The 17391-nt window shown below is 65.0% G+C and carries 15 protein-coding genes; 12 read left to right on the top strand and 3 right to left on the bottom strand.

The window, feature by feature from the left end:
* Nucleotides 1-42: 42 nt before the first annotated feature.
* From ACIPHN_RS11610 to pelG, 5 genes are read left to right on the top strand one after another with little or no spacing between them, the layout of a single operon-like run.
* Nucleotides 43-645 (top strand): penicillin-binding protein activator LpoB, encoded by a 603-nt coding sequence (locus ACIPHN_RS11610; protein WP_400436241.1) that lies wholly within the window; start codon nucleotides 43-45, stop codon nucleotides 643-645.
* A 23-nt stretch (nucleotides 646-668) separates the two neighbouring features.
* Entirely contained in the window at nucleotides 669-2156 is a 1488-nt protein-coding gene (locus ACIPHN_RS11615) for a PelD GGDEF domain-containing protein (protein ID WP_400436243.1), read from the top strand.
* On the top strand, nucleotides 2146-3186 hold the full coding sequence (locus ACIPHN_RS11620; protein WP_400436245.1) for a hypothetical protein: 1041 nt from the start codon (nucleotides 2146-2148) through the stop codon (nucleotides 3184-3186). The genes ACIPHN_RS11615 and ACIPHN_RS11620 overlap by 11 nt, the downstream gene beginning before the upstream one ends.
* Nucleotides 3183-4778 (top strand): GT4 family glycosyltransferase PelF, encoded by a 1596-nt coding sequence (gene pelF, locus ACIPHN_RS11625; RefSeq protein WP_400436247.1) that lies wholly within the window; start codon nucleotides 3183-3185, stop codon nucleotides 4776-4778. Before ACIPHN_RS11620 ends, pelF begins: the two co-directional genes overlap by 4 nt.
* A 25-nt stretch (nucleotides 4779-4803) precedes the next feature.
* Nucleotides 4804-6174, top strand: a complete 1371-nt coding sequence (pelG, locus tag ACIPHN_RS11630) for an exopolysaccharide Pel transporter PelG (protein WP_400436248.1) — start codon at nucleotides 4804-4806, stop codon at nucleotides 6172-6174.
* A 19-nt stretch (nucleotides 6175-6193) separates the two neighbouring features.
* Here the strand turns inward: pelG and ACIPHN_RS11635 are convergent, their stop codons facing one another.
* The gene (locus ACIPHN_RS11635; protein WP_400436250.1) at nucleotides 6194-7753 is read right to left on the bottom strand and encodes a CHAD domain-containing protein; all 1560 of its coding nucleotides are present in this window, start codon (nucleotides 7751-7753) and stop codon (nucleotides 6194-6196) included.
* Nucleotides 7738-8628 carry an AraC family transcriptional regulator gene (locus ACIPHN_RS11640; RefSeq protein WP_400436252.1) on the bottom strand — a complete coding sequence of 297 codons (891 nt, stop codon included), beginning with the start codon at nucleotides 8626-8628 and terminating at the stop codon, nucleotides 7738-7740. Before ACIPHN_RS11640 ends, ACIPHN_RS11635 begins: the two co-directional genes overlap by 16 nt.
* Before the next feature lie 121 nt (nucleotides 8629-8749).
* Here ACIPHN_RS11640 and ACIPHN_RS11645 point away from each other — a divergent pair, with 121 nt between their 5' ends.
* Both ACIPHN_RS11645 and ACIPHN_RS11650 read left to right on the top strand, forming a co-directional pair.
* Nucleotides 8750-9934 carry an MFS transporter gene (locus tag ACIPHN_RS11645; RefSeq protein WP_400436254.1) on the top strand — a complete coding sequence of 395 codons (1185 nt, stop codon included), beginning with the start codon at nucleotides 8750-8752 and terminating at the stop codon, nucleotides 9932-9934.
* A 246-nt stretch (nucleotides 9935-10180) separates the two neighbouring features.
* On the top strand, nucleotides 10181-10417 hold the full coding sequence (locus ACIPHN_RS11650) for a hypothetical protein (protein WP_400436255.1): 237 nt from the start codon (nucleotides 10181-10183) through the stop codon (nucleotides 10415-10417).
* Between the two features lie 391 nt (nucleotides 10418-10808).
* Here ACIPHN_RS11650 and ACIPHN_RS11655 read toward each other — a convergent pair whose 3' ends face one another.
* A complete protein-coding gene (locus ACIPHN_RS11655) occupies nucleotides 10809-11750 on the bottom strand; it encodes a 5'-nucleotidase (protein ID WP_400436256.1) in 942 nt (313 codons plus the stop codon).
* Nucleotides 11751-12032: 282 nt separating this feature from the next.
* On the opposite strand from ACIPHN_RS11655, the gene ACIPHN_RS11660 reads away from it, so the two are divergent.
* From ACIPHN_RS11660 to ACIPHN_RS11680, 5 genes are all read left to right on the top strand, one after another.
* Complete coding sequence (locus ACIPHN_RS11660; RefSeq protein WP_400436257.1) at nucleotides 12033-12734, top strand: FadR/GntR family transcriptional regulator; 702 nt, start codon at nucleotides 12033-12035, stop codon at nucleotides 12732-12734.
* 166 nt (nucleotides 12735-12900) lie between these two features.
* Nucleotides 12901-13797, top strand: coding sequence for an L-threonate dehydrogenase (gene ltnD, locus ACIPHN_RS11665; RefSeq protein WP_400436258.1), 897 nt, complete (start codon nucleotides 12901-12903; stop codon nucleotides 13795-13797).
* A gap of 40 nt (nucleotides 13798-13837) precedes the next feature.
* Nucleotides 13838-15124 carry a 3-oxo-tetronate kinase gene (gene otnK, locus ACIPHN_RS11670; RefSeq protein WP_400436259.1) on the top strand — a complete coding sequence of 429 codons (1287 nt, stop codon included), beginning with the start codon at nucleotides 13838-13840 and terminating at the stop codon, nucleotides 15122-15124.
* The gene (locus ACIPHN_RS11675; protein ID WP_400436260.1) at nucleotides 15121-15768 is read left to right on the top strand and encodes an aldolase; all 648 of its coding nucleotides are present in this window, start codon (nucleotides 15121-15123) and stop codon (nucleotides 15766-15768) included. Before otnK ends, ACIPHN_RS11675 begins: the two co-directional genes overlap by 4 nt.
* Before the next feature lie 271 nt (nucleotides 15769-16039).
* Nucleotides 16040-17353, top strand: coding sequence for an MFS transporter (locus tag ACIPHN_RS11680; RefSeq protein WP_400436261.1), 1314 nt, complete (start codon nucleotides 16040-16042; stop codon nucleotides 17351-17353).
* Nucleotides 17354-17391: the final 38 nt, after the last annotated feature.

A 17391-nucleotide genomic window follows, 5' to 3' on the forward strand; every position in this document is an offset into this window, starting at 1 on the left:
ATCAAGAAATTATTGCCCACATTGCACTCAACGGTGACCAAGATGAAAACACTAGCCTTTTCCCGCCTGCTGCGCCTGGGCGCCGCAACCGCCCTGACCCTGGGCCTGGTGGCATGTTCCACCACCGACATCGGCAATGCACCGGCCTTGCCGGCCAATGCGCGCTGGGGCTTGCTGCCCTTCGCCAATCACACCGAGACGCCGCAGGCCGGCCTGCGCGCCGAAGCCATCTCGGAGACCATTCTGCGTGCCAATGGCATCACCGATCTGCGCCGCTACCCGGCCTCGCTGAACAATGAAACCCTGTTCGAGCCGATGGACCGCAAGCAGCTTGACGCCGCCCTGGACTGGGCGCGTGGCGAGAACATCGGCTACGCCCTGTCGGGGACGGTCGATGAATGGCGCTACAAGGTCGGTGTGGATGGCGAGCCGGCCGTGGGCCTGACGCTGCAACTGATCGAAGTCTCCAGCGGCAAGGTGGTGTGGGCGGCGGCCGGCGGCAAGAGTGGCTGGAGCCGCGAAGCCCTCTCGGCCGTGGCCCAGAAGCTCACCCGCACCCTGCTCTCGCCGCTGACCTCGGCGGTGCCGGCCGCGACCGCTGCCGTGGGTGACGGCAACCCGGCCGACAGCGCCGCCAAGCCATAAATGCCGCCCGCAAGGATGAAACCGTGAGCCAGTTCGAACGCAAGCCAGGTCCCGCCACCCCCGACCGGGACAAGCCCCGGCGCGCGGCCGGCACGCCCCGTCCGCTGAAAGCCGTGACCCAGCGCCGCCAGAAATTCTGGTCGCGCCTCTTCACGCGCTTCGATACCGATAGCGGCTCGCCCCGCAAGGCGGCCTTGCGCATCCTTGAAACCGTGCTGCTGGTGGTGCTGGCGCTGGTGTTCTCGCATTGGGTGGCCCCCGACGATCCACTGGGCGTCGCTGCGCAGTTTCCCTGGCTATGGCTGGTGCCGGCGATCCTGGCCATGCGCTACGGCAGCACGCTGGGCGTGGTTGCGGTGGCTACCATGCTGGGCGGCTGGTATGTGCTCACGCATGGGCGGCAGGGCGATGAGGCAGCGGCCATGGTGTCGGCAGCGCAAGCGTTTCCGCAATCGTATTTCCTGGGCGGCCTCATCCTGACCCTGCTGTGCGGCCAGTTTGCCGAGGTCTGGAATGCGCGCAGCCGTCGCCTGCGCGCCATCAATGCCTATCTCGACGAACGCCTGACCATGCTCACCAAGAGCCACTTCCTGCTGCGCCTGTCGCACGAGCGGCTGGAGCAGGACTTGCTGTCCAAGCCGCTGACCCTGCGCGAATCACTGGACCGCATGCGCTCCCTGACGCTCACGCAGATCCTGCTGGACCCGCAGCAGATGCCGGCGCCGGAGGCTTTCCTGCAGATCCTGGCGCAAAGCTGCCAGGTGACGGCAGCCTCGGTCTATACCTGCGATGGCAGCGGTCGTGTCAACCCGCAGGCCGTGGGCAGCATCGGCAAGGTCAGCGAACTGGCGGCCGACGATCCGCTGGTGAAATACTGCCTGGCCCAGCGCAAGCTGGGACATGTGCAGACCGAAAGCCTGAACCAGAACCTGCGCAACCAGAGCCGCTACCTGGTCTGCGCACCCCTGCACAATTTCGACGGTCAGTTGTTCGGCCTGCTGGCGGTGGAACAGCTGCCCTTCGTGGCACTCAATGAAGACACGCTGCAGCTCATGTCGGTGCTCATCGACTACTATGCCGACGGCATCGAGATGGGCGACACCGCCCGCGCCATTCTGCAGCAGCTGCCGACCTGCCCGCCCGAGCTGGCGGTGGACCTGGTGCGCCTGCACCGGCTCAAGCGCGCGACCGATATCGATTCCTCGCTGGTGGCGTTGGTGTTCGGCGACGATGAACTCTCGCGCGACATGTACAACCAGATCCGCCGCCTGAAGCGTGCCGCCGACGTGGTCTGGGCCTACAAGTCGGGCGACCGCAATGTCCTGATGACGCTGCTGCCGCTGGCCGGTGCCGCCGCCGTGGATGGCTACCTGATGCGGGTGGAAGTAGCGTCGCAGGCGCAGTTCGGCAGCCAGTCGCTGGCCAGCTATGCCGCCACCCATACCGCCGCCATCGGCAGCGACGAGCCCACCCGTCTGCTGCCCAACCTGGTAGAACGCTGTGCTGTATAAGTTCTCCTTTGCGGGCCTCGGCTTCGAGGTCGCCTCGATCGCCCTGCTGCTGCACGGTGGCAACGACCTGGCCGTGCTGGGCGGCTACCTGTTGCTGCACATGGCGTCCTCGGCCCTGTTCGCGCTGGCCATCGCCTCGGTGGCGCCAGAGCGCTATCGCCAGCCGCGCACCTGGTTGCTGGTGTACCTGTTCTTCTTCAATTTCTTCATCCCCGTGGGGGGCGCGCTGTGCGCGGTGGTGGCCCTGCTGGTGGCGGTATTCTGGCCCAAGGACCACGCCGAGGATCACTTCGACACCTCGCAGGCACCGGCCTTCGTCACCGCGCGCCGGCGCGAGGGCAGCGGCTTCTCGGGCAACCGTGTGCGTGCCCAGCTGGGCAGCGTGGCCACGCCCCTGGACAAGCGCCTCAACGCCCTGGTGGCGATCCAGAGCACGCCCACGCGCGCCAGCGGCGCCTCGCTGCGCAACCTGCTGGCCGATCCCGCCGATGATGTGCGCCTGCTGGCCTACGGCATCCTCGATGGCAAGGAAAAGAAGATCACCCAGCGCATCGTCGATGCCCGCAACCAGTTGAAGACCACTACTGATGCGCCGACCCTGCTGGTGCTGCACCAGCAGGTGGCCGAGCTCTACCAGGAACTGATCTATCAGAACCTGGTACAGGGCGACCTGTTGCAATACTCCTGCACGCAGATGCGCGAACACGCCCATGCGGCACTGGCCATCGACGAGGCCCAGCCGACCCTGTGGTTCATGCTGGTCAGGCTGGAATTGATGAGCGGCGATATCGCCGCCGCCCGGCTGGCCCAGCAGCGCGCCCAGGATCATGGCTTCTCGCGGGTGCGGCTGCTGCCTTACCTGGCCGAGCTGAGCTACCTGGAGCACGACTACGAACAGGTGCGCAAGCTCTTCATCGAGATGGCCTTTGACGCCAGCGTTTCATCGAACCCGCAATTGCACCGCTTCTGGCGCCACGGTCGACGTACCATCGCCAACCGCCCGGAAGCCTCTCCCGGAGGCCGACCATGAGCCAGCAGACCGATCCCTACCAGCGCCGCGCCACCGACTGCGACGTGATGCTCTTGCTGGAGGGCACCTTCCCCTATGTCAGCGGTGGTGTCTCCAGCTGGGTCAACCAGATCATCCGCGGCTTCCCCGAGCTGCGCTTCGGCCTGTGCTTCATCGGCAGCCGTCGCCAGGACTATGGCCAGCCCAAGTACGCCTTGCCCGACAACGTGGTGCACATCGAGACCCACTACATCCACGAGCACCTGGCGGCCTCCGAAGTGGTGCGCTCGCGCGGCGATGCCCGCGCCTTCGCCCGCATGGATGAACTGCACGACAAGTTCCGCAGCTATGGCCGCAGCGACGCCGCCTCGCATGCCGAGCTGACCGCGCTGCTGGGCGAGCTGATCCCCATGATGGCCGATGGTGGCAAGCTCGACGAGAACGCCTTCCTCTTCAGCAAGCAGGCCTGGGACCATCTTGCCGAGCAATACCGCACTTTCTGTACCGACCCTTCCTTCGTCGACTACTTCTGGACGGTGCGCATCATGCACCTGCCGATCTGGACGCTGGCCCGGGTGGCCCGCAACCTGATACCGGCGCGCTGCTATCACACCATCTCCACCGGTTATGCCGGTTTCCTGGGCAGCCTGATGAAGATGCAGACCGGGCGACCGCTGATCCTCTCCGAGCACGGCATCTATACCAAGGAGCGCAAGATCGACCTGTTCCAGAGCGAGTGGATCCGCGACAACCGCAACGTGTTCGAGAAGGATGCCTCGCAGATCCCGTACTTCCGTGACCTGTGGATACGCTTCTTCGAAGCGCTGGGGCGACTGTGCTACCAGGCCTCCAACCAGATCGTGGCGCTCTATGAAACCAACCGCCTGCGCCAGATCAGCGATGGCGCGCCGGCCGAACGCACCCGCAACGTCCCCAACGGCATCGACCTGCCGCGCCTGTCGCGGCTGCGCGCGCAGCGCAGCGAGGCGATCCCGCCGGTACTCTGCCTGCTGGGCCGGGTGGTGCCGATCAAGGACGTCAAGACCTTCATCCGCGCCATGCGCACGGTGGTGAACCAGTATCCCGAGGCCGAAGCCTGGATCGCCGGCCCCGAGGATGAGGACCAGGCCTATGCCGAGGAATGCCATGCCATCGCCGATGGTCTGGGCCTCTCCGAGAAGGTCAAGTTCCTGGGCTTCCAGAAGATCGACGAAATCCTGCCCAAGGTCGGCCTGGTGGTGCTCTCCAGCATCAGCGAGGCACTGCCGCTGGTGCTGCTGGAAGGCTTTGCCGCCGGCGTGCCGGGGGTGGCCACCGATGTCGGCTCGTGTCGCCAGTTGATCCATGGCCTCTCCGAGGAAGACCAGGCCCTGGGTGCGGCCGGCGAGGTGGTCGGCATTGCCCAGCCGCAGGCGCTGGCCGATGCGGCCCTGAAGCTGCTGACCGACCCGGCACGCTGGCACGCGGCCCAGGCCGCGGGCATTGCCCGTGTGGAGCGCTACTACACCCAGGACATGATGTTCGGCGCCTATCGCGAGTTGTACCAGCAAGCGCTGGCCCAGAGCGAGGCACCGGCCGCCGGTGCGGCGTTGCGTTGCCCGGTGCGGCACTAAGCACCAAGTATTCACGAGGACCAAGATGGCCGGTATCGGTTTTGAACTGCGCAAGATATTGAAGCGCGACAGCCTGCTCTCGCTGATGCAGGCGTATTCCTATGCGGCCCTGATCAGCTCGGGGCCGTGGATCATGTCCATCGTCGGCATCCTGGTCATCGGCGTGCTCAGCTATGCCGTGGTCACGCCGCAGGCGGTGATCGTGCAGTTCCAGGTCAGCATCACCTATGTGATCTCGCTGTCGCTGATCTTCACCGGGGTGTTCCAGCTGGCGCTCACGCGCTTTGCCGCCGACCGGCTGTTCGAGAAGGACAACAACGCCATCCTGCCCAACTTCCATGCGGTCTCGCTGGTGGTGACGGTGGTCGGTGGCGTGCTGGGGTTGCTGGCGGCGGCCTTCCTGTTCCCGCAGCAGAGCGCGCTGTACCGGCTGCTGTTGCTGGCGGCCTTCATCATCATGTGCAACATCTGGATCGCCACCATCTTCCTCTCGGGGATGAAGCAGTACCAGGCCATCTTCTGGATCTACGCGCTGGGCTATACCATCACGGTGGCGGCGGCGCTGCTGTTGCGTCCGCTCGGCCTGGAAGGCTTGATGGGCGGTTTCGTGATCGGCCAGGCGGTGTTGTTGATGGCGATGATGGCGCTGATCCTGCGCAACTTCCCCTCGGATCGCTTCATCTCCTTCGAGTTCTTCGACAAGAAGAAGCTCTATCCCTCGCTGATGGCCATCGGCCTGCTCTACAACACCGCGATCTGGATCGACAAGGCCATGTTCTGGGTCACGCCCGAGACCAGCCAGGCCATCATCGGCCCGCTGCGCGCCTCGGTGATCTATGACCTGCCGGTGTTCCTGGCCTACCTGGCGATCATCCCGGGCATGGCGATCTTCCTGCTGCGCATGGAGACCGATTTCGTCGAGGACTATGATGCCTTCTACGACGCCGTGCGGGGTGGCGCCTCGCTGGAGACCATCGAGAAGCACCGCAACGGTATGGTGGAGACGGTGCGCCTGGGCCTGTTCGAGATCATCAAGATCCAGTCCATCGCCACCCTGCTGGTGATGGTGACCGGCGAAGCCCTGCTGAAATGGCTGGGCATCTCCACCCTGTACCTGCCGCTGCTGTACATCGACGTCATCGCCGCCAGCCTGCAGGTGGTGCTGCTGGGTGTGCTCAACGTCTTCTTCTACCTCGACAAGCGCCGCATCGTGCTGGGACTGTGCAGCAGCTTCGTGGCGCTCAATATCGCCTTGACCTGGCTGTCGATCTCGCTGGGGCCGACCTTCTACGGATTCGGCTTTGCGCTGGCGGTGCTGGTGGTGGTGCTGGCCGGCTGCGTGCAGCTCTCGCGCACGCTGGAGCTGCTGGAGTACGAGACCTTCATGCTGCAGTGAGGGCCGGCCAGACGGCTCCCTACTGCGGCAACTCCTGCGCCTTCCATTTTTTCCACAGGCGGCGCGTGCTTTCCTGCCCCTCGCGGGTCTGCCCGGCCAGGAAGCCGCGGGCATAGGCGATGCTGGGCGCGAGCCGGGTGCGGCCCTGTTGCAGCTGCAGCAGTTGCAACAGCAGGCCATCGGCCACGGCCAGGTCGTTCAGGATGCCCAGGTGATCCTGCAGGCGCGCCAGCGCCTTGAGGTAGGGACGGCTGCTCTTTTCGCCATACAGCGCCTGGAAGAACTCGATGTCATAGCGCATCTTCTTGGCGGCGATGCGGGTGCGATGGCGCGCGCGTTCGTCTTCTTCCAGGTGCGCGCCGCGCTTGGCCAGGCGCTTCTCGTCCCGGCGCAGCATCTGGCGAGCAAAACGGGCCAGCGGCTGGGCCAGCTCGTCCAGCGCCTCCTGGTCGAGACCGACACGCCAGCCGGCATCCAGCAGCCAGCGGCTGAATTGCAGGATCAGCGCGGTATAGCGCGGCGAGGCCACCGCCGTCACCGCCTCGGCATGCATGCTGGCAGCCTTGATGCGCGCGGCCGTGCGCACCGCATCCAGGTCGATGGCACTGATGGCCGCCGGTGGCAGGGTATCCAGGGTTTGCGTGGCCAGCACGTCCCAGTCGCGCGCGGCGCCAATGCATCCGGCGATCCAGTCGAATTCACCGGCCAGTGCGGGCGGCAGGGCAATCACGTCGTCGAACAGCGTCAAGGCCGAACGCAGACGGCGCAGGCCGACGCGCATCTGGTGCAGGCGCTCTATATCGGCGCTGTCCTGGTCGGCGATGTCGTTGGACTGGATCTGCTCCAGGCAATTGCCGGCCACCGCCATGAAGGCCTGGTCCAGCGGCATCTTGCGCGTGAGCAGCAGCGGCCGGGCGCGGCTGGCGCTGGAAGGGGCGGGCGCATCGCCGCGGCGGGCCTGGTGGAACAGCGTATAGCCGCGCTGCGCCTTGCTCTGGATGCCGATGCGCAGCGGCAGGTCCTGCAGCAGTTGCAGGGCGAAGTCGAACAGCGAATGGGCCTCGCCACTCTTGAGTTCGAGCTCGATCTCGCAGACCGATACCTTGAGTGCGCCATGTTCAACCGTGCCCTGGTCCAGCACGCACTCCACCTCGGCACCGTCGTCCAGGGTGAGGTCCCAGACCATGCGCTGGATGCGGGTGCTGAAGATGGGCAGCAGTTGCGCGGCGGTGTCGTCCGACAGCGCCTTCCTGGCCCAGCCTTCGGCATGACCCACCAGCTCGCGCAGCACAGCCAGGTCCGGTGCCTCGCCCTCGACCTGGGACTCCCATTCGTTGCGCTGATGCAGACCACCGGAGACGCCACCACCGGCCTTGAGGGTCTGGATGAATTCGCTGCCGGTGCGGCGCACGCGCAGGCCGGCATCACTGCGCCGAAGCAGCAGCTCGGGCGTATCGAAATAGGTGCCGGTCTGGTCCTTGAGGCGCGGCGCTGCCTGCGCATGGCGCTGGATCAGCGGATGGGCGATGAAGGCCTTGGTATGGGCGGGGGAGAGCAGCAGTTTCAGTTCGGTTTCCATGAGGCGGGCCGGTTCGGTTGGAAGTAGGGAGCGGCGCTGGCAGCCTCGGGGGCCATCAGCGAGGCGGGCGAGGTAGGCGGGGGGGCGTGGCGTTGCGCGATATAGCGTGCCGGCGACTTGCCCAGGGTTTTCTTGAACATGGTGATGAAGGCGCTCACCGAGTCGTAGCCCAGGTCCTGGGAGACGCGTTGCACCGAGCTGCCCGAGGCCAGGCCCTGCAGCGCCACCATCAGATGGATCTGGCGCCGCCAGCGGCCAAAGCTCATGCCGGTCTCGGCTTGCACGAAGCGTGCAAAGCTGCGTTCGCTCATGGCCTGGCGACGCCCCCATTGGGCGACCGTACTGCGGTCGGCCGGATGTTCGGCCAGCTGGCGCGCCACCTCGCGCAGGCGCGAATTCTGCGGCATCGGCAGGTGCAGCGGCAGGGCGTGGCGTTGGCTGTGTTCCAGTTCTTCCACCAGCACCGCCGCCAGGCGCGCGGTACGTTCGTGGGGCGCGTAGTCCGGTGGCAGGTCGGCCAGGTGGCAGATCATCTGGATCAGCAGGGCATTGAGCGCCAGGGTGCAGCAGGTGGCGGGCATGCGTGCCGCCTCGGCGGCGATGAAGAGGAAGCAGACCTGCCCATCAAGCGTGACCCGGTTGCTGTGCGGCACGCCCGGCGGGATCCACACCGCCGATTGTGGCGGCACGATCCACATGCCCTGCGCCGTCTCGCAGGTGACCGCGCCATGCAGGGCCACCACCAGTTGCCCCTTGCGGTGCGTGTGGAAGGGCATCTCGCGCTCCTGCTCGCGGGTATGCACGCGCAGGGCCGTCACGGCGGCCGTGAGGCGGTCCGGGTCGTGCTCGACGAGGCTGGCGTAGAGGGTGGGCATGGTGTAAGCGGCAGGCGAGGGCGATGTTTGGCTGTTTTTAGCAATATCCTGGCATTGTAGCCAAATACGTGCAGCAGGCGTTTGGCTAAGCTGGGCGTTTCTCCATTGCAGGCCATTTCCCATGAGTTCCTCCGACGCCATCGCTTTCCGACCCGTGCGCCATGCCGGCTGGCTGATCGCCGGCATCCTGCTGATCGCCGCCAACCTGCGCGCCCCCATCACCGCCGTGGGGCCGGTGCTGGGCCTGCTGCAAGAGCATTTCTCCCTCAGCAGCAGCGCCGCCGGCCTGATGCTGACCCTGCCGCTGGCCTGCTTCGCCCTGGTCTCGCCGCTGGCCGCCCGCCTGGCCCGTCATGGCGGGCTGGAGCGTGCCCTGCTGCTGGCCCTGTTGCTCATCGCCGCCGGCATTGTGCTGCGCTCCACCGGGTCGGTGGCGGCCTTGCTGGTGGGGACCTGCGTGATCGGTTGCGGCATCGCTGGAGGCAATGTACTGCTGCCCAGCCTGTTGAAACGTGATTTCCCTCAAGACCTGACACGACTGACCGCGATCTACGCCCTCACCATGGGCGGGGCCTCGGCGCTGGGCTCGGTCTGCGCGGTGCCGCTGGCGGGTGCCCTGGGCTGGTCGTGGGCGCTGGCGGCCTTCATCGTGCTGCCGCTGGTGGCGCTGCTGGCCTGGCTGCCGCAGCTGGCGCGCCATACCCTGCCCAATGCCGCACCGGCGGCGGCCGGCACGCTGTGGCGCTCGCCGCTGGCCTGGCAGGTGACGCTGTTCCTTGGCAGCAATTCGCTGGTGTATTACGTGGTCACGGCCTGGTTGCCCGCCATCCTGGCCGCGAACGGCTACAGCGTGGCCGACGCCGGCAACCTGCATGGCCTGATGCAACTGGCCTCGGCCCTGCCGGGACTGCTGCTGATCCCGCTGGCCGGTCGCATCCGCGATCACCGCCCGGTAGCGCTCGCCATGTCGGCCTGCACGGTGCTGAGCCTGGTCGGTCTGGTCGCTTGGCCGCAGGCGGCCATCGTCTGGGTGCCGCTGTTCGGCTTCGGTACGGGCGCGGTGCTGATCCTGGGGCTGGCCTTCGTCGGCACCCGCGTGAGCACGCCCCAGCAGGCCGCCTCGCTGTCGGCGATGGCGCAAAGCGTGGGGTATCTGCTGGCGGCAGCCGGACCGATCGTGATGGGACGCCTGCACGATGCCAGCGGCAGCTGGATGGCCGTGCTGGTGCTGTGCGCGCTGGGCGCCGTGCTCATGGGCGTGCTGGGCTGGCTGGCGGGCAAGCCGGGCAGGGTGGTCCAGGGATAGCTTATGCTTGGTTGTTTGTATGGATTTTGTCTTCTGGACGAACCATACATTGGCTGGTTAGAATCCGGGGGAAGGTAGTAGGGGAGACAACGATACAGCGATGCTGCTTCCAGACTGACAGCGCCGGCGCGACATGCCTGGCGCGCAGGATGGACCAAGGTTTTGACTGTGGTGGTATCCGATAGCGCTCAGGCAACCTGGGCGTTATCGGCTTTTTTGTTTCTCCCGGAAAATGGAGTACTCATCATGACGGACTGGTTTCCCATCGTCTTCTTCACGCTCAAGATGATCGTGATCGGCACAGGCATGTTCTTCGCCATCAAGTGGCATTACGACCAAGGGAAGAAGGGCAAGGTAGTGGAGCGGGGTGTGCTGCTGCGCACGACCGCCAAGGTGCTTGCGGGCTTCCTGCTCGCGCTGCTCGTCGTGGGCGGCGTCACCTTCTTCGTTTGCAGGATGATGGGGCTGGAGTTGAGCTTCTAGAAGGCATCTCACGGCTAGCGATGAGATGAGCATCAATGATTCCGGGCCAAGCTGCTCGCCTTGCGTGGCGAAGGCAGCGTCCTGGTCGTAATGCCGTTCGGTCAAAAAAGAATCGCCGCTCCAGATTATTCTGGAGCGGCGATTTTGTCTAAGTTCTTTTCAATCCATTTGAAACCGTTCGGACTGAGTAGGCCCTTGAGGGCCGTATCGAAGGCGCTCCTGAGCCTGTCGAAGGAGCGCTCCGTCGGCTGCGCCTTCGATACGCGGCTATGCCGCTACTCAGGACGAACGGTCAGCGGTGGCGCAAGCAAAGTCGAAGCAGGCTTCGGTGCTGGCTACAAGCTTAACTGAACGGTATTGGCATCCCGGTCGAGCATTTCCCGTATCCGGATCAGCCTTTGCCGGCCCGCACCCGTCCCACTTTCACGCCCTCCAGCGTGCCACCCTTGTAGGGCACCCGTCCCGACGGCACCACCACTGCGGCCTTCTGCACATGCCCCTCCTGGTCATCGAAGAACATGTGCGCGCCAAAGGCCTGCAGCACTTCGGCCTTGTTGAGACCACCGAGGAAGAAGGCTTCGTCCACGTTGACGTTCCAGGTGCGCAGCGTATGGATCACGCGCTGGTGTGCCGGGCTGTTGCGGGCGGTGACGATGGCGATGCGCACCGGGCACTCCTTGGGCGGAAACTGTTTCTGGATTTCCGACAACGCCAGCAGCAGCTTGGCAAACGGGCCTTCCTTCATGGCTTTCTTGCGATTGCGCTGCTCGTGGCGGGCGAAGGCTTCCAATCCCTTTTCGGCAAAGATGCGCTCGGACTCCGCCGAGAACAGCACGGCATCGCCATCGAAGGCGATGCGGATCTGGTTGTCCGGCGCGCTGTAGTCCAGCGGCGCCTCGTAGAGCTGCGCGGCGGCCACGCCGGCATCGATGGCTTCCTGCACGTCACCGGTATCGCGCGAGAGGAACAGGTCGATCTTGAAGGGTTGCAGGTAGGGCGCGGTCGCGGCCCCGCCGGTGAAGGCGGCGCGGCTGATGTCGAGCTTGTGGGCGGCGATCGCATTGAAGGCGCGCAAGCCGGTGTCGGGGGTGTTGCGCGAGATCACCACCACTTCCACCAGGCGTCGCCCGGGAATGAGTTCGTTCAGCTGCAACAGGGCCTTGACCAGCGGGAAGGCCGTGCCGGGTTGCAGCGCGTCGTTTTCGTGATTGCGCTGGTAGTCGGCATAGGCGTCTACGCCTTGCTCGGTGTAGATGGTGTTTTCCGTCTCCAGGTCGAACAGGGCGCGGGACGAGATTCCGATGACTAGCTTGTCTGAGAGATCGTAGGGCATGCGGCGATTCCGAAGCAGGGAGGTGGCAATGGGGAACAGGCAATAGCCCGATTGTAGAGCCGCACGCGCCGCTGCGCGACCTTCCCGGTGTCGTGGCCAGTTATTCGTAATATTGATGTCTGGAGCGAACTCCCGCATATATCACGATAAGTGTTTCTAATTTCTTCTATTTTCATCCAAACAAGGCTGTTACTCCGCGTAAAGAGAAAAAATCGGATTGCCGGCGCTGGAATAAATTTGTATGATGACCGGATAACCTGACTATAACGACCGCGAGACAGCATGTTTCAGAAGATCCCCGCACAGGCCCTCAGTGACACTGTGGCCAGGCAATTACTGGACAACATCGATGCCGGCGCATTCCCCCGGGGCAGCAAGCTCCCCACGGAGGTGGTGCTGGCGCAGCAGTTCGGTGTCAGTCGCACGGTGGTACGCGAGGCCATTGCGCGCCTGAAGCATGAGGGCGTGGTCGAGCCGCGTCAGGGCAGTGGTGTGTTCGTGACCGAGCAGGCGGGCATCAAGCCTCTGCGTATCGATTACACCGAGGTCAGTTCGCCCGAGGCGGTCTTGCAGATCGTCGAGCTGCGTCGCGCCATCGAGGCCGAGGTGGCGGCGCAGGCGGCCAAGCGCCGCAGCGACGAGGACCTCAAGGCCATCGAGGCGGCGCTGGCGCAGATCGGCGTGGATGTGGCCAGCGGCGGTGATGGCGTGGAGGCTGATGTGGCTTTCCACCGCGCACTGGCGCAGGCCACGCGTAACCCTTACTTCATCAAGACGCTGGAGTTCCTCTCCCAGTATCTGGAAGCGGCCACGGCGGTGACGCGGGGTAATGAAGCGCGTTACGAGGATTTCTCGCGCCAGGTGCGCGAAGAGCATGAAGCCATCGTCGCGGCCATCCGTGCCGGCGACGAAATGGCCGCGCGCAATGCCGCGCAGACGCACATGTTCAATGCGGCACGGCGCCTGAGCCAGGGGCAGTCCTGAGGACGGACCGGCCTTGTGCCTGAAAAGCGGTCAATGATTTAAAAGTTTAAAAGATTTATCTGATTTTGAAATTCGAACGCCGGCACGAGCCGGCGTTGCATCATCAACCCGGCGCAATGTCCTGCCTTCATCCATCGGCAGCGGCGCCATCAACGCGGAGGCAATTATGTCCAGGAATGTAGGTGTGATCGGTTTGGGTGCCATGGGTTATGGCGTGGCCAGCTCGCTGTTGCGTGCCGGCTTCAACGTGCATGCCTGCGATGTGCGCCAGGAAGTGCTGGACAAGTTCGCCGCCGCCGGTGGCGTGGCCTGCGCCAACCCGGCCGAGCTGGCCGGCAAGGTCGATGTGGTCATCACCCTGGTGGTGAACGCGGCCCAGACCGAGACCGTGCTCTTCGGTGAGCAGGGTGCTGTCGCACAGATGAAGCCGGGCAGCGTGGTCATCTCCAGCGCCACCGTGGCGCCGGACTTCGCCATCGCACTGGGTCAGCGCCTGGCAGAGCAGGGCCTGCTGCTGCTGGACGCACCGGTCTCCGGTGGCGCCGCGCGTGCCGCCTCGGGCGAGATGACCATGATGACCTCCGGCCCCGCCGAGGTCTATGCCAAGATCGAAGACGTGCTGGCCGGCATGGCCGGCAAGGTCTACCGCCTGGGCGATGCCCACGGCATCGGTTCCAAGGTCAAGATCATCAACCAGCTGCTGGCCGGCGTGCACATCGCCGCCTCGGCCGAAGCCATGGCCCTGGGCCTGCGCGAAGGTGTCAACCCCGATGCGCTCTACGAGGTCATCACCCACAGCGCCGGTAACTCCTGGATGTTCGAGAACCGCGTGCCGCACATCCTCAACGGCGACTACACCCCGCTGTCGGCCGTGGACATCTTCGTCAAGGACCTGGGCCTGGTGCTCGATACCGCCCGCCGCAGCAAGTTCCCGCTGCCGCTGTCGGCCGCTGCCCACCAGATGTTCATGATGGCCTCCACCGCCGGTCATGGCGGCGAGGATGATTCGGCCGTCATCAAGATCTTCCCCGGCATCGACCTGCCGCCGGCCAAGGCCAAGTAATCCGTAGCGACCGTACGACCGTATCCAAGAGGAGTCCGACATGTCCCAATCCCGTCCCTTGCTCGGCTGCATCGCCGATGACTTTACCGGTGCTACCGACCTGGCCAACATGCTGGTCCGTGGTGGCATGCGCACCGTGCAGACCATCGGCGTGCCCGCCGAGATGCCGGCCGTGGCCGCCGATGCCCTGGTGATCGCGCTGAAGTCGCGCACCGTCCCCGCAGCCGAGGCCATCGAGCAATCGCTGGCCGCGCTGCGCTGGCTGCAACAGCAGGGTTGCACGCAGTTCTTCTTCAAGTACTGCTCGACCTTCGATTCCACCGACGAAGGCAACATCGGTCCCGTCACCGATGCGCTGTTGAAGGAGCTGGGTGAGGACTTCACCATCGCCTGCCCGGCCTTCCCGGAAAACGGTCGCACCATCTATCGCGGCTACCTGTTCGTGGCCGATGCCCTGTTGAACGAATCGGGCATGGAAAACCATCCGCTGACCCCGATGACCGATGCCAACCTGGTGCGCGTGCTGCAACGCCAGACCGAGTCCAAGGTCGGCCTGGTGCGCTACGACACCGTGGCCCGTGGCGCCGCCGCGACCCAGGAGCGTTTTACCGCCCTGCGCGCCGACGGCGTGAAGATGGCCATTGCCGATGCCGTCTCCGACAAGGACCTCTTCACCCTGGGCGAAGCCTGCGCTGAACTGAAGCTGATCACCGGTGGTTCCGGCGTGGCCCTGGGCCTGCCCGAGAACTTCCGTCGTGCCGGCCTGCTGCATGCCGCCGGCGAAGCCGCGCAACTGCCCAAGGTCGATGGCCTCTCCGTGGTGCTGGCCGGTTCCGCCTCCAAGGCGACCAACGCACAGGTGGCCGAGTGGAAGGCCAAGCGTCCCGCCTTCCGTATCGACCCGCTGGCCCTGGCCCGTGGCGAAGACGTGGTCGGCCAGGCGCTGGCCTTTGCCGATGAACGCATCAAGAGCGAGCCGGTACTGATCTACGCCACTGCCACCCCCGACGAAGTCAAGGCGGTGCAGAAGGAACTGGGCGTGGCCAAGGCCGGCCACCTGGTCGAGCAGGCACTGGCCTCGATTGCCGCGGCCTTGAAGCAACGTGGCGTGCGCCAGTTCGTGGTCGCCGGTGGCGAGACCTCCGGCGCGGTGGTGCAGGCGCTGGACGTGCGCGCACTGCGCATCGGCCCGCAGATCGACCCGGGCGTGCCGGCCACCGCCACCCTGGACGAGCAACCGGTTGCCCTGGCGCTGAAGTCGGGCAATTTCGGCAGCGTCGACTTCTTCGAGAAGGCACTGCGTTACCTGGACGGGAAGACCGCATGAGCCAGAACACCAAGGAAAACAAGCTGCGCGAAGAGATCTGCCGTATCGGCGCTTCGCTCTACCAGCGCGGCTACACGGTCGGCTCGGCCGGCAACATCAGCGCGCGTCTGGATGACGGCTGGCTGATCACGCCCACCGACGCCTGCCTGGGCTTCCTCGACCCGGCCGCCATCTCCAAGGTCAATGCGGCCGGCGAATGGGTCTCGGGCGACAAGCCCTCCAAGACGCTGGTGCTGCATCGCGCCGTCTACGACAACAATCCCGAGATGCACGCCGTCGTGCATACCCACTCCACGCACCTGGTCAGCCTGACCATCAACGGTGTGTGGCAGGAGCAGGATGTGCTGCCGCCGATCACGCCGTACTACGTGATGAAGGTCGGCCATATCCCCCTGATCCGCTACGCCCGTCCGGGCGCACCGGAAGTGGCCGAGCAGGTGGCGAAGATCGCCACCCAGGTGCGCGGCGTGCTGCTGGAACGCCTGGGTCCGGTGGTTTGGGAAAGCTCGGTCTCCAAGGCTGCCTTTGCCCTGGAAGAGCTGGAAGAAACCGCCAAGCTGTGGCACCTGGCCGGTGGCCGCGCCAGCGGTCTGGAAGAGCCGGCGCTGCAGGAGTTGCGCGACACCTTCAAGGCACGCTGGTAAGGCCGGAGCTCCGCTCCCACCCCATTGCAACAACGCATGCATGGCGGTCATACGCTGACCGCCATGTCCCTCTTGCGCCCCTGGAAAACCAGGAGCGCGGGGGAACCGCAAGCCGGCGCAAGACCGGTCAATCAATGTCGACGGCAGACGGGTCGCCAAAGCCCTCTGGCCAGTCCGGTTGAATCCACAAATTGCCCGTCCACCGACGGGCGCCAAGCAACCAGTGGCCGTTTTACAAGCGGCCGCGACACTCTTAGGGAGATGTAACATCATGACCACCGCGAGCACTACCGGCGTCGTCCCCGACGCCAAAGAGCAGGCCAAGGACGGCCTGTACAAGAAAGTCTTCTGGCGCATCATGCCGTTCCTGATGCTGTGCTACGTGATCGCCTACCTCGATCGCGTCAACGTCGGCTTTGCCAAGCTGCAGATGTCGCAAGACCTGGGCTTCTCGGAGACCGTGTTCGGCCTGGGTGCCGGCCTGTTCTTCATCGGCTACTTCCTCTTCGAAGTACCCAGCAACATCCTGATGCACAAGGTGGGCGCGCGCATCTGGATCGCCCGCATCATGATTACCTGGGGCCTGCTGTCGGCGGTGTTCATGTTCGTGCAGAACGCCACCCAGTTCTACATCCTGCGCTTCCTGCTGGGCCTGGCCGAGGCTGGCTTCTATCCCGGCATCATCCTGTACCTGACCTACTGGTTCCCCTCGCACCGTCGTGCCAAGGTGATCGCGGTGTTCATGTCGGGCATTCCGGTGGCCGGCATCCTGGGCAACCCGCTGTCGGGCTGGATCATGGATGCCTTCCACAACAATGGCGGCCTGGAAGGCTGGCAGTGGATGTTCCTGATCGAAGCGATCCCGGCCGTGCTGATCGGCCTGGCCACGCTGATGTACCTGGACAACGACGTCAAGAGCGCCAAGTGGCTGTCTGACGACGAGAAGGCGCTGCTGCAAGCCGACATCGACGGCGATGCCAAGGGCAAGGAAAGCAAGCACGGTTTCGGCGCCATCATCAAGGATGGTCGCGTGTGGCTGATGTGCCTGATCTACTTCTCCTTCGTGATGGGCCAGTACGGCCTGACGCTGTGGATGCCGACCCTGGTCAAGGCAACCGGCGTGCAGGGCAATCTGCAGATCGGCCTGCTGTCGGCCATCCCCTTCGGCTGCGCGATCATCGCCATGAATCTGATCGGCCGCAGCGCCGACCGCCTGCGCGAGCGTCGCTGGCACCTGGTGGTGCCGGCCATGATGGGTTGCGTCGGCTTCATCGGTGCGGCGCTGTTTGCCGACAACACCGTGATCTCGATCGCCTCGCTGTCGCTGGCCGCTGCTGGCGTGCTGACCTGCGCACCGCTGTTCTGGTCGCTGCCGACGGCTTTCCTGTCGGGTGCGGCTGCGGCGGTCGGTATTGCGGCGATCAACTCGGTGGGTAACCTGGCTGGTTTCGTGAGCCCCTACCTGATCGGTTATTTCAAGGACCTGACCCACAGCAACTCGACCGGCATGTACATGCTGGCGATCATGCTGGTGGTGGGTTCGATTGCTACCCTGGTGACCAAGCCGGGCGTGGTGAACAAGTAAGGCTAGTCCCCGGTCGACGCCCGCCTGCACGTGGTGGC

It is taken from the genome of Herbaspirillum sp. NPDC087042 (assembly GCF_044745245.1).
Classification (GTDB): Bacteria; Pseudomonadota; Gammaproteobacteria; order Burkholderiales; family Burkholderiaceae_D; genus Herbaspirillum.